The sequence below is a fragment of the Acidovorax sp. sif1233 genome (assembly GCF_019218755.1).
GTDB lineage: Bacteria > Pseudomonadota > Gammaproteobacteria > Burkholderiales > Burkholderiaceae_C > Acidovorax.
Genome location: NZ_JAHUWZ010000001.1, coordinates 699,617 through 712,275, shown reverse-complemented (window position 1 = coordinate 712,275; position 12,659 = coordinate 699,617). Strand labels below are relative to the sequence as shown.

At 69.2% G+C, this 12,659-nt stretch carries 10 protein-coding genes; 7 read left to right on the top strand and 3 right to left on the bottom strand.

All coding sequences use genetic code 11. The features are described from left to right. Nucleotides 1-2: 2 nt before the first annotated feature. Genes KW843_RS03265 through KW843_RS03240 form a run of 6 tightly spaced genes read left to right on the top strand, consistent with a single transcriptional unit; the run spans nt 3 to nt 6,921 of the window. Complete coding sequence (locus KW843_RS03265) at nt 3-2,624, top strand: NosR/NirI family protein (protein ID WP_218293642.1); 2,622 nt, start codon at nt 3-5, stop codon at nt 2,622-2,624. Then, complete coding sequence (locus KW843_RS03260) at nt 2,624-3,910, top strand: nitrous oxide reductase family maturation protein NosD (RefSeq protein WP_255594510.1); 1,287 nt, start codon at nt 2,624-2,626, stop codon at nt 3,908-3,910. Before KW843_RS03265 ends, KW843_RS03260 begins: the two co-directional genes overlap by 1 nt. After that, nucleotides 3,885-4,829: an ABC transporter ATP-binding protein gene (locus tag KW843_RS03255; protein ID WP_218293641.1), complete on the top strand. Its 945-nt coding sequence runs from the start codon at nt 3,885-3,887 to the stop codon at nt 4,827-4,829. Before KW843_RS03260 ends, KW843_RS03255 begins: the two co-directional genes overlap by 26 nt. A 2-nt stretch (nt 4,830-4,831) precedes the next feature. Further along, complete coding sequence (locus KW843_RS03250; RefSeq protein ID WP_192427477.1) at nt 4,832-5,647, top strand: ABC transporter permease; 816 nt, start codon at nt 4,832-4,834, stop codon at nt 5,645-5,647. Further along, nucleotides 5,644-6,225 carry a nitrous oxide reductase accessory protein NosL gene (locus KW843_RS03245; protein ID WP_218293639.1) on the top strand — a complete coding sequence of 194 codons (582 nt, stop codon included), beginning with the start codon at nt 5,644-5,646 and terminating at the stop codon, nt 6,223-6,225. Before KW843_RS03250 ends, KW843_RS03245 begins: the two co-directional genes overlap by 4 nt. Nucleotides 6,226-6,240: 15 nt before the next feature. Further along, nucleotides 6,241-6,921: a nitrous oxide reductase accessory protein NosL gene (locus tag KW843_RS03240; RefSeq protein WP_255594508.1), complete on the top strand. Its 681-nt coding sequence runs from the start codon at nt 6,241-6,243 to the stop codon at nt 6,919-6,921. Between the two features lie 76 nt (nt 6,922-6,997). Here the strand turns inward: KW843_RS03240 and KW843_RS03235 are convergent, their stop codons facing one another. The 3 genes from KW843_RS03235 to KW843_RS03225 form a co-directional block, all read right to left on the bottom strand. Continuing rightward, on the bottom strand, nt 6,998-8,506 hold the full coding sequence (locus KW843_RS03235) for a DEAD/DEAH box helicase (protein ID WP_218293638.1): 1,509 nt from the start codon (nt 8,504-8,506) through the stop codon (nt 6,998-7,000). Between the two features lie 161 nt (nt 8,507-8,667). Continuing rightward, complete coding sequence (locus tag KW843_RS03230; protein WP_255594507.1) at nt 8,668-10,863, bottom strand: SulP family inorganic anion transporter; 2,196 nt, start codon at nt 10,861-10,863, stop codon at nt 8,668-8,670. A 72-nt stretch (nt 10,864-10,935) separates the two neighbouring features. Next, complete coding sequence (locus tag KW843_RS03225; RefSeq protein WP_218293637.1) at nt 10,936-11,811, bottom strand: neutral zinc metallopeptidase; 876 nt, start codon at nt 11,809-11,811, stop codon at nt 10,936-10,938. A 154-nt stretch (nt 11,812-11,965) separates the two neighbouring features. Between KW843_RS03225 and pcp the strand changes: the two genes are divergently transcribed. Continuing rightward, nucleotides 11,966-12,643 (top strand): pyroglutamyl-peptidase I, encoded by a 678-nt coding sequence (pcp, locus tag KW843_RS03220; RefSeq protein WP_255594506.1) that lies wholly within the window; start codon nt 11,966-11,968, stop codon nt 12,641-12,643. Nucleotides 12,644-12,659: the final 16 nt, after the last annotated feature.

Sequence of the window (12,659 nt, the reverse complement as noted above, 5' to 3'; positions counted from 1 at the left end):
TCATGACATCCCTCCGTCGGCAGTTCGCCACGCTTCTTCTGGTCTTTCTGGCAGCCCTTTGGCTGGCGCCGCGCGCCCATGCCGCCGCAGGCGCCTACGAGGCCGAGCTGCCCGCCGAGCTGGCCAGCGCGCGCGACATGTGTGCCCTGGTGCCTTGCAAGGATGTGTTCCCGGGGGCCCGCCATTTTTCTGAACGCAAGGGCCAGCCGCCCTATGTGGAAGCGTACGACCAGGCCAGCGAGCCGCGCAAGCTGCTGGGCTACGTCATGCTCTCCACCGACATCACCGACACCCCCGCCTATTCCGGCAAGCCCGTGGTCACGCTGATCGGCATGGACAAGGAGGGCCGCTTCGTGGGCGTGAAGGTGCTCAAGCATTCCGAGCCCATCTTGCTGCTGGGCATTCCGGAATCCGCACTGCTCAAGTTCAACGCCCAGTACCTGGGCAAGTCGGTGGCCGACAAGATCGAGGTGGGCCAGTCGCGCCCCGATGAAAACGTGCTGGGCCTCGACGCCATCTCCGGCGCCACCGTCACCGTGATCGCACAGAACCAGGTCATGATGGCCTCGGGCTCGGCCGTGGCGCGGCAGGTGGGCATCCTCGCGCCCACGGTACGCGAGCCGGCCCGCTATGCGGAAACCGGCAAGCGCCTGAGCTGGGCCGAGCTGGTGCAGCAAGGCACCGTGCAGCGCCTGCGGGTGGCGCCCGAACAGGTGGGGCTGGACAAGGGCCCCGACCCGTTCATCGAGCTGTGGTTTGGCGACCTGAACCACCCCGACCTGGGCAAGAGCCTGCTGGGGGAGAACGGCTGGCACAACCTGCGGCTGCAGCTCAAGGAGGGCGAACACGCCTTCTTCATCATCCGCACCGGCGGCAAGGAGTCGTTCAAGGGCTCGGGCTTTGTGCGCGGCGGCATCTACGACCGTGTGCAGGTGCGCCAGGGGGCGGATTCGTTCACCTTCCGCGATCTGGATGCGCTCAATCTGTATGGCATCGAGGCCGCAGGCGCGCCCAGCTACAACGAGTCGGTCATCTTCATCATCCGCTCACCCGCGTTCTCGGCCGCCTATCCGTGGAAGCTGAGCTTTCTGGGCAACCGCGTGGACCGTGCCACGGGCGCGCGCAGCTTCACCAGCTTCGACACGCCCTACTGGCTGCCCGCCGCCACGCTGCAAGGCGGGCGCCCCACCCTCGACGAGCCCGACGCCCCCTGGGTGCGCGTGTGGAAGTCGCGCGCGGTCGAGATCGCGCTGTTCGCCGCGCTGCTGGTCGCCGTGAGCGTGGTGTACGCCCTACGCGAAAAGCTCACGCGCCTGTCCACCCACAAGAACAAGTGGCCCGTCAACGCCTTCAAGTACAGCTTCTGGGCCCTCAGCATTGGCTGGATCGGCTTTGGCGCCATGGCGCAGCCCTCCATCACGCAGGTGCTGACCTGGTTCCATTCGCTGCTGTTCCAGTGGACCTGGTCGCTGTTCCTGTCCGACCCGTTCATCTTCCTGTTCTGGATCTTCATCATCGTCACCGTGTTCCTGTTCGGGCGCGGGTTGTTCTGCGGCTGGATGTGTCCGTTCGGCTCGCTGCAGGAGGGCATCTACAAGGTCGCGCGTGCCCTGGGCCTCAAGCGCTTTCAGACCCAGCTGCCGCCAAAGTGGCACGACCGGCTCAAGTGGGTCAAGTACGCGGTGTTCTTCGGGCTGTTGGTGGTGTCGATGTTCTCCATGGGACTGGCCGAAAAGCTGGCCGAGGTGGAACCGTTCAAGACCACCTTCCTGGTCGGTGTGATGAACCGCGCCTGGCCCTACAGCCTGTTCGTGGCGGCCATCCTGGGCGTGTCGATCTTCATCGAGCGGCCCTACTGCAAATACATCTGCCCGCTGGGTGCCTCGCTGGCCATGCCCAGCACGTTCCGCTGGTTTGGCCTCAAGCGCAAGCAGGACTGCAACAGCTGCAAGGCCTGCGCCGTGGGCTGCGGCGCCCAGGCCATCGACGCCGATGGCCGCATCGACCACCGCGAGTGCCTGCACTGCCTCGATTGCATGATTCTCTACACCGACACCAAGGGCTGCCCGCCCCTGGCCAAGGAGCGCAAGCGCCGCGAAAAGGACGGCCTGGAAATCACGCCCATCGGCAAGAACGGCTATTTCATCCCGATCCACCCCGCCACGGTGCAGGACCAGATCTCGGCCAAGGCCGCCCAGGGGCCCGACCCGCGCATGCCCACAACGCCTGCACACCCCGCCCACAAGGCTGGAAGCCAAGGCCTGCGCTGGATCTGGCTGGAGCTGGTGGACCACCTGTGGCCCTGGAGCCGCGAAGGCTGGGCATCAGGCCGTGGCCTGCAAATGGCAGGCTTCTCGCTGGCCGTGGCCGCCAGCGTGGCCTGGGTGATGACCGCCCTGGGCACGTTGTCGTCGGGCGCCATCATCGGCTGGTGGTTTGGCTGGAGCGTGTACGAGGTGCTGATCCGCCTGTCGGGCAAGCGCTATGTGAAGGACGGCCCCTGGTGGCAGGGCCAGTACCGCCGGGCGGGCGTGATGGACATGTTGAGCTACGTGGGCTTCAAGAACCTGCTGATCGGCGCGGCGCTGTTCCTGGCCATCAAGGCCGTGGTGGGATTGGCGTGATGAAGCCCCCCCTTGCCGCGACCGCATTCACCGCATGCGTGGCGCTGGCTGCGTGCCTGCTGGCCCTGCCCGCCCACGCTGCCACCGTGTTGGTGCGCCCCGGGCAAGACCTGCAGGCCGCCATCACGGCCGCCAAACCGGGCGACACGGTGGAGGTGCTGCGCGGCGCCTACCGTGTGAACCTGCGCATCGACAAGGCCCTGACCCTGCGCGGCATCGACCGCCCCACGCTCACCGGCGGCCAGACGGGGGACACCATCCGCGTCACCGCGCCCGACGTGGTGATCGAAGGCCTCATCGTGCGCGACTCGGGCACCAGCCTCAAGGACCAGAACGCGGGCATCTACATCTACCCCGGTGCACACCGCGCCGTGGTGCGCCACAACGACCTCACCTACAACCTGTTCGGCCTGTGGATCGAGAAGGCCAACGATGTACAGGTGCTGCACAACACCATCACCGGCCTGCGCGATGTGAACTCGTCGCAGCGCGGCAACGGGGTGCAGCTGTACAACACCACGGGCGCACGCATCGAGGGCAACCACATCAGCTTCGTGCGCGACGCGCTGTACGTGGACGTGTCGCACCACGCAGTCTTTCGCGGCAACCGGCTGCACCACAGCCGCTACGGCACGCACTACATGAACTCCTACTACAACCTGTGGGAGGACAACGACACCTACACCAACCGTGGCGGCCTGGCGCTGATGGAGGTACGCGACCAGGTGGTGCGCAACAACCGCGCGTGGGGCAACAGCGACCACGGCATCATGCTGCGCACCCTGCAGGACTCGGTGATCGAGAACAACGTGGTGGCCGAGAACGCCCGGGGCTTCTTCATCTACGACGTGGAGTACATCACCCTGCGCGGCAACCTGGTGACCCGCAACACGGTGGGCGTGCACCTGTCGGCCGGCTCCAAAAACAACAAGGTCGAAGGCAACGACTTCATCGGCAACCGCGAGCAGGTGCGCTATGTGGGCGCCCGCGACGAGCGCTGGGGCACCGAGGGCGGCAACCACTGGAGCAACTACCTCGGCTGGGACCGCGACGGCAACGGCGTGGGCGACGTGCCTTACGAGGCCAACGACATGGTGGACCGCCTGACCTGGCGCCACCCCGCCATCAAGCTGCTGCTGGCCAGCCCTGCCGTGCAGGCGCTGCGCCTGGTGGGCCAGCAGTTTCCGGTGCTGCGCGTGCCCACCGTGGTGGACCCAAAACCCCGCATGCAACCGAACCAACCTCAACGGAATTTTCAGCGTGACACGCAACCCTCCCCCCATTGACCTGAGCGAGCCCCCCGCCATCGAGGTGCGGGGCGCGCACAAGCACTACGGCGCACTGCACGCCGTGGACGGCATCGACCTGCGCATCGCGCGCGGCGAGATCTTTGGCCTCATCGGCCACAACGGCGCGGGCAAGAGCACGCTGTTCAAGATGATCCTGGGCCTCACGCCCGCCACCTCGGGCGAGATCCGGGTGGGCGGCGCCACGGTGCAGGGCCGCGACTTTCGCGCCGCCCGCCGCCACCTGGGCTACCTGCCCGAGAACGTGGTGCTCTACGACAACCTGAACGGGCTGGAAACGCTGCGTTTCTTCGCCCGCCTCAAGGGTGCGCCCCTCACGCAATGCCCCGCGCTGCTGGAACGCGTGGGCCTGGCCCACGCGGGCAACCGCGCCGTGCGCGAATACTCCAAGGGCATGCGCCAGCGCCTGGGGTTTGCACAGGCCCTGCTGGGCGAGCCCCGGGTGCTGCTGCTCGACGAGCCCACCAACGGCCTGGACCCGCAGGCCATCCGCGACTTCTACGCCACGCTGCGCGAGCTGCAAGCGGGTGGCGTGACCATCGTCATCACCTCGCACATCCTGGCGGAGCTGCAGGAGCGCGTGGACCGCCTGGCCATCCTGGCCTCCGGCAAGCTGCAGGCCCTGGGCAGCGTGCAGGCACTGCGCGAGCAGGCGCACATGCCGCTGACCATCCACCTCACGCTGGCCGCGGCCGACCGGCCTGCCGCGCTGGGGCTGCTCTCTGCAGTGCCCGGCGTCACCGGGACGGAAACGCCGGAAGGCCTGCATGTGGACTGCCCGCGCGGCAGCAAGATGGCCGTGCTGGGTGCGCTGGCACCGCTGGGCACCGCGCTGCAGGACCTGCAGATCCAGGAACCCTCGCTTGAGGATGTGTACTTCGACCTGCGCAAGGGCTAGCCATGGAATTCCAACAAATCTTCACCATCGCGGGCAAAGAGTTCCGCGACCGCATGCGCAACCGCTGGGTGCTGGCCGTGGCGCTCGTGTTCACCGTGTTCTCGCTGGCCATCGCCTACTTTGGCGGCGCACAGCAGGGCACGGTGGGTTTTCGCTCCATCGAATTCACCATCGCCAGCCTGGTCAGCCTGGTGATCTACCTGATCCCGCTGATCGCGCTGCTGCTGGGCTTTGACGCCATCGTGGGCGAGCGCGAGCGCGGCTCGCTCGATCTGCTGCTGTCATTGCCCATCACGCGGCTGGAGCTGCTGCTGGGCAAGTACCTGGGGCTGGCGGCGGCGCTCACGCTCTCAACCCTGGCGGGGTTTGGCCTGGTGGCCGTGCTGCTGGTGCGGCAGTTCAGCGGGGCTGCGCTGTTCCACTACGGCGGCTTCATGCTCAGCTCGGTGCTGCTGGGGCTGGCCTTTTTGAGCATGGCGGTGCTGCTGTCGGTGCTCACGCACGAGCGCACACGCGCCTCGGGCCTGGCGATTGCCGCCTGGTTCTTTTTTGTGCTGGTGTTCGACCTGCTGCTGCTGGGCGCCTTGGTGGCCACGGGCGGCAGCTACGGCGGCGAGGCCATGGCCTATCTGCTGCTGCTGAACCCGGCCGACGTTTTCCGCATCCTCAACGTGTTCTCGCTCGACGACGTGCGCACCTTGTACGGCCTGACCAGCATCGTGCCCCCTGCCCTGGCCAAGCCATGGCTGATGGGCGCGGTGATGGCGGGCTGGATCGTGGTGCCCCTGGGCCTGGCGAGCTGGAGATTCAAGCCATGACGAAAAAATCCCACAACCAATACCAATGCGCCTGCGCCACGCGGCGCCAACTGCTGGGCTGGGCGGCCCTCGCATCGCTGGGCACGCTCACCGGCCTCGCGGGCCTGACCGGCTGCAGCCCGGCGGACAACAGCGCGCAGTCCCTGCAGCCCGTGGAGATCGACCGCACCACCAGCTGCGAACTCGACGGCATGCTGCTGGCCGACTACCCTGGCCCCAAGGCGCAGGTGCGTTTCGCGGGGCAGGACAGGCCCTCCTTTTTCTGCGACACGGTGGAGCTTTTCAGCACCCTGCTGGCCGGCGAGCAGGTGCGCGCCGTGCAGGCCGTGTATGTGCAGGACATGGGCCAGGCCGACTGGAATGCCCCGCAGGGCCACTGGATCGACGGCAAGACCGCCCTCTACGTGGTGGGCGGCAAGCGCCACGGCTCCATGGGCCCCACCATCGGCAGCTTCGCGCAAGAGGCCGACGCGAAGAAGTTCGCCGCCGAATACGGCGGCAAGGTGCTGCGCTTTGCCGAGATCACGCCCGCCATGGTGGACCTGAGCGGCGGGGCGCTGCACGACACGCGGATGTAGGCGATGCAGCCCCCCATGCCCCCACGGCCGGCCCCCTCGGCCCGCACCCCCTCCCGCGCGCCCACGCGGCGCATGGCGCTGGCGGCGGTGCTGCTGGGCGCCGCCAGCCTGGGGGCCTGGCAATGGCCCCCGAGGTGGCGCCGCGCCCCGGCGGCAGCGGCCGATGCCGCGATGGTGGGCGACGATGTGTGCGTGGTGGCCCCGACGACGCCGTACGACCCCGCGCTGGGCCAGCCGCCACAGGCCGCCCGCGAAGTGCCCCCCGAGGCACGCTGCCCCGTGTGCGGCATGTTCCCGGCCCGCGCGCGCGACTGGGCGGCGCAGGTCATTTTTGCGGACGGGGACGCCCAGTTCCTGGATTCGCCCCTGAGCCTGATGATGTACCTGGGCAACGTGGGCCACTATGCGCGTGGGCGCACGGCGCAGGCCATCGTGGCCCGCTACGTCACCGATGCGGACACCGGCGCGTGGCTGGATGCCCGGCAGGCGCTGTATGTCCATGGATCTTCCGCGCGAGGGCCCATGCGCGCGGGCAACCTGCCGGCCTTTGCCGACGCTGCCGCGGCGCAGCACTTTGCGCAGCGGCGTGGTGGGCGGGTCTTGGGGTTCAGCGCCATCGACGCGGCGCTGCTGCGGTCATTGGCCCCGGGCAGGCGGCAGGACCACGCCGTCCATGCAGGCCCACCGCAGCCGTAGCCACGATCTCAATGCGCTATCAAAAATAGAGCATCCAGCGCTTGCTCATCAAGCGCCAGCGGCCAATTTCACCCAATTATTGTGCCGACGTCTCGGTCTGCGGCTGAACTGCCTTGAACAGCGCGGCCACCTTGCGCTTGGGCTTGATGTTGGCCGACACGCTGCTGCGCGGCGCCGACTTGGCGGCTTCCCAGGCAGGGGCCGCATCGGCGGCGGTGCTGGCCTCGTACGGTTTCTCGAAGAAGGGATCGCGCGAAGCGACCGCAGGACGGAAGCCCCGGTGCTGCTCGCGTGTCTCGCGGGATTCGCGGCCGCCACGGTGGTCGCGCTCACGTTCACGCTCGCGGCGGGGGCCCGCCGAGATCGCATCGCGCCCGTCGCCCGTCTCGCCCGCTTCGCGCCAGGCGCGGCGGCCGTCGTTGATGCGGCCACGCGGCTGGTCTTCCTCGTATTCGATGGCTTCGAGTTCGATCTTTTTCTTGATCAGCTTCTCGATATCGGCCACCAGGCGGGCATCGCTGCCCGACACCAGCGTGACCGCCAGGCCCGAGGCGCCCGCACGGCCCGTGCGGCCAATGCGGTGCACGTAGTCTTCGGCGTTGAACGGCACGTCGAAGTTGAACACCGCCGGCACGTCCTTGATGTCGAGGCCGCGCGCGGCCACGTCGGTGCACACCAGCAGGTCGACTTCACCCTTCTTGAACGCTTCCAGGGCCTTCAGGCGCTCGTCCTGGCTCTTGTCGCCGTGCAGCGCGGCGGTCTTGAGGCCTTCGCGCTCCAGGCTGCGCGCCAGGCGGGCACAGCCGAGCTTGCTGTTCACGAAGATGAAGGCCTGCTTCAAGCCCCGGGTCTTGAGGACCTGGTGGATGGCGCGGCGCTTGTCGTCGTCGTTGGCGCTGTAGAAGCGCTGCTCCACCGTGGAGGCCGTCTCATTCGGGCGGGCCACCTCGATGGTGACGGGGTTCTGCAGGTAGCTGCCGGCCAGGCGCTTGATCTCGGGCGAGAACGTGGCGCTGAACAAGAGCGTGGTGCGCTGCTTGGGCAGGTAGGACAGGATGCGCTGCAGGTCGGGCAGGAAGCCGATGTCCAACATGCGGTCGGCCTCGTCGAGCACCACGTACTCGACCTGGTTGAGCACCGCGTTCTTGGCCTCGATGTGGTCGAGCAGTCGGCCCGGCGTGGCCACCAGCACTTCGACGCCCTTCTTGAGCTCGATGGTCTGCGGCTTCATGTCCATGCCGCCGAACACCACGGTGCTGCGCAGCTTGGTGTACTTGGCGTACAGCGCGATCTGCTGGGCGACCTGGTCGGCCAGCTCCCGCGTGGGCAGCAGCACCAGCGCACGCACGGGGTGGCGGGCGGGAGAGGTGGAACTGCTCTCGTGCTTGAGCAGGCGTTGCAGCAGGGGCAGCGAGAACGCCGCCGTCTTGCCGGTGCCGGTCTGGGCCGCGCCCATCACGTCCTGGCCGGTGAGCACCACCGGAATGGCCTGCGCCTGGATGGGCGTCATGGACTCGTAGCCCATTTCGGCCACGGCGCGCGCCAGCGGCTCGGCCAGCGATAGATTGGAAAAGGAACTTGTCATTTAGCCCTCTATTGTCGCACCGGTGGCCCAAAATGCCATTTTTAGCGTTTTGGCGGCACGTCGGCAGCCGTGGTGCAGGGCACGCACGGCGGCCATTCACTATGTTTTTGATAGCTTCCAGCGCATAAGGGACAAGCGCTGCATGCCATCTGGACGTAAAACTACTCCAGCACCGCCCGCAGCTGGCGGGTGGTGGCCGCCAGGCGCCTCGCCCCGATCTGGGCGAGGTTATTCATCACCGTGAGCGCCGCCTCCGGGTACTGGCGGGCCCACGCGTCGAAATGCGCGCGGGACAGGCGCACCAGGTGTGCGCTGCCCCGCTCGGCCCCGGCGCTGGCGCTGCGGGCCGCCCCATTGAGGAACGCCATCTCGCCAAATGCCATGCCCGGACCGACGGTGGCCAGGCGCAGCCCCTTTTCCGGGGGCCACTGCGTGACCAGGGTGATGTGGCCCGACTGCACCACGAGCAGGTCGTGGTCGGTGTCGCCCGCATTGAAGACCACGCCGCGTGCCGGCACCGTCTCGCGCTCGAGCAAGGCCAGCAGGGCATCGCTCGCCGCGCGCGGCACGCCTTCCCCGATCTCGCCCAGCAGGTCCCGGGCGGGATGGGCCGGGCGCTGCTCGATGGGCCGCTGCGACAGGATGCCGGCCTCCGCCCATTCCAGGGCCCGGTCCACATCGGAAAAGGAGCGCACATGGTCCCTGGCCTGTTCGGCGGCCAGGGGGTCCAGCGCCGCCACGGCCGCCGCGATGCCCTGGTGGCCCAGGTCGCGCACCAGGGCGCGCAGCTGCGCGAGCGCGGTGCTGTCCCACGCGGGCACGCGCCCCGCATCGAGAATCACCCACCGGTGGCGCGGCTGCAGCAGCAAACGCACCTGCTCGGCCAAGTGGGCGGCCACGCCAAACGACATCACCCCCTGCAGCTCAAAGACGGCGATCTGGTTCATGCGCGGAACGAGCCAGGTGTCGGACCCGGCCCGGCGCAGGCGGCGCGAGCGCAGTTCGCCATCGAGCCGCACATGCCGCAGCACCTTGGCGGCCGAGTCGTGCAGCAGCACGAACGTGGCCACGACCAGGCCCGCCACCAGCGCGCCCACGCCGCCCATGACGGCGAACACCAGCGCCACCAGCCAGCTCTGCGCCCAGGTCACGCGCGAGCTGCGCGCATAGCGCAGCGACCACATGAGGCCCGGCACCTGCAGAAGCCCCGCCAGCACCAGGCCGCCCGCCAGGCAGGCCATGGGCACCCAGTGCAGCCACCATGCGCCCGTGGCGGCCACGCCCAGCATGATCGCCGCATGCCACCGCGGCGCGTCGCGCGAGGCCCCGGCTTGCGCCAGCACGATGCGCGAACGCGATGCGCTGGTCGATGCGGGGATCATTCCGGCCAGGCCGCACAGCGCTCCGAGCAGGCTCTCGCGGCGCAGGGCCAGGTTGGGATTGCCGCGCAGCCCGTGCTCCAGTTCCAGCTCCTGGTTGAACACCAGGATCTCCAGGCTGTTGACCAGGGCCATCAGCAAGGCCAGCACGACCAGCGCCGAGCCCTCCTGCTGGGCCAGCGCCATCCAGGGGATGCCCGTCCAGTCGGGCCACAGCGGCCCGGCGAAGCTGCTGGGCTGCACGGCGGGTGCGAACACGGCCCCCAGGCCGCCGCCCCACAGCCCGGCCAGCGCCACCCCCAGCGTGACCACGACCACCGCGGACAGCAGGCCCGGCGAACGGGGCCAGCGGTGGCGCAGCGCCCAGGCGATGGCCACCACGGCCGCGGCCGCCAGCGCATGCCAGCCGGTGCGCGCGTCCCACAGCGCGTCGGGCCCCGCGCCAAACCCATTGCGCACCTGGCCCACCACCATGGACAAGCCCACCCCCGCGGCGAAGCCGTGGGTCACCGAGATCGGCAGGAACCGCGCCACGGAAGCGAGCCGCAATACACCCAGCAGCCACTGGAACACGAAGGCCAGCCCCACCGTCGCCCCGCTCACGGCCAGCACCTGGCGCGCGCTCAGGCCCAGCGCGGGGGCCGCGCCGTGGGCGGTGGCCAGCACCGCCGCGAACAGCAGCGCGACCACGGTGGTGGGCGCATACACCACGCCGGCGCGCGGCGCGGCCAGCGTGAGCAGCAGCCCCGGCAGCGCGGCGGACCACAGCGCCAGGGCCGCCAGCGGGTAGTCGCCCGCCAGCGGTGCGAACGCCAGCAGGCCCAGCCCCACCGCATGGGGCACCGTGACCGCCGCGGCCGACCATGCCGCCGCGACCCCCGAGGAGGGCGGCTGCGGCAGGGGCCCGGCCACCCCGCTGCTGGCGCCGCCGGAGGGACCGTGGGCCGAAGCCGTCGAAGACAAGGCGGTGGCGGACATGGCAACCGTGTTTTTTCTCAGGGCTTGCGGGCCGCCGGACACCGGGTGCAACCCGCCGCGGCGGCCAGCGCGCTACAGGCTGCGGGCCGAGAAGGTGTCGCAGGCCTTGACGCTGCCGTTTTGCAGCCCGTTGTTGAACCAGCGCTGGCGCTGGGCGCTGGTGCCATGGGTAAAGCTCTCGGGGACCACTGCGCCGCCGCTCGAGCGCTGCAGCGCATCGTCGCCAATCTTGGCGGCCGCGTTCATGGCCTCCTCCACATCGCCCTGCTCCAGGATCTGGCGCGCGTTCTGCGCATGGTGGGCCCACACGCCCGCGAAGCAGTCGGCCTGCAGTTCCAGGCGCACCGACAGCGCGTTGTACTCCGTCTTGCTCACGCGCCCGCGCATCTGGTCCACCTTGCCGCTGATGCCCAGCTGGTTCTGCACGTGGTGGCCCACCTCATGCGCGATCACGTAGGCCTGCGCGAAATCGCCCGGGGCGCCCAGGCGGCTCTTGAGGGTCTCGTAGAAACCGAGATCGATGTAGACCTTCTGGTCGGCCGGGCAGTAGAACGGCCCCATGGCCGCCTGGCCCGTGCCGCAGGCCGTGGGCGTGGCTCCGCGAAACAGCACCAGGCGCGGTTCCTGGTAGCTGCCGCCGCCCTGGCGGAACACGGCCTTCCACACGTCCTCGGTATCCGCCAGCACGGTCGAGACAAAACGGGCCATGGTGTCGTCCGCCGGCGGGCGCTGGGCGGGCCCCTGCGACTGCACCTGCGCGGGGGGGCCGCCACCGCTGAGCAGCCCCAGGATGGTCAGCGGGTTGATGCCCAGCACCCAGCCGCCCACGAGGGCGATGACGATGGTGCCGATGCCGATGCTGCGTCCGCCAAAAACCGGCGATCCGCCGCCGCCTTCGCCGCGGCGGTCCTCCACGTTGTCCGATTCGCGATTGCCTTCCCATTTCATACCGTATCTCCAGCGCCCTCGCCCTGCGGAAGGCATTGCCGCCATATTACGCGCCCGGCAGGAACTCCAATGGCAGATTACGATGGCCTGCCTGTCCGCGCCCCGCGGGCATGCTCCACCATCGACCTGGCCACAACCCGCCCGCACTCCCTCCATGCTCCACGACGCATCGCACTACGCCCCCCTCGCGGGCGGGGTGATCCTGCTCACCGGGTTCGACCCTTTCGGGGGCGACGCCCTGAACCCCAGCTGGCTCATCGCCGAGGCCCTGCACGGGCAGCACATCGCCGGCCACCGCGTGGTGGCCGCGCAACTGCCGACCGTGTTCGGGGAATCGCTGCAGCAGCTGCGGGCCTTGGCCGAGGCCCACCGGCCCGCGCTGATCGTCTGCCTGGGCCAGGCGGGCGGGCGCGGCGCGCTGTCGCTGGAACGGGTGGGCATCAACATCAACGATGCCCGCATTCCCGACAACGCCGGCCGCCAGCCCGTCGACACGCCCGTGGTGCCCGGCGGCCCCGCCGCCTACTTCGCGAGCCTGCCCGTCAAGGCCATGCTGCGCGCCGTGCAGCGCGCGGGGGTGCCCTGCGAGGTGTCGCAGACGGCGGGCACCTTTGTCTGCAACCATGTGCTGTACGGGCTGATGCACATGCTGCAGGCGCAGGACGCGGACCTTCCGGGCACCCGCGGCGGCTTCGTGCACGTGCCCTGGCTGCCAGGCCAGGGCACGCCCCACCTGGCGCTGCTGGAGATGGTGCGCGGCATCCATGCCGCCCTGTGGGCCGCCATGCTGGTCCGCCAGGACATCGCGCTGGGCGCCGGCGCCACGCACTGACTGAATGCCGGTCTCC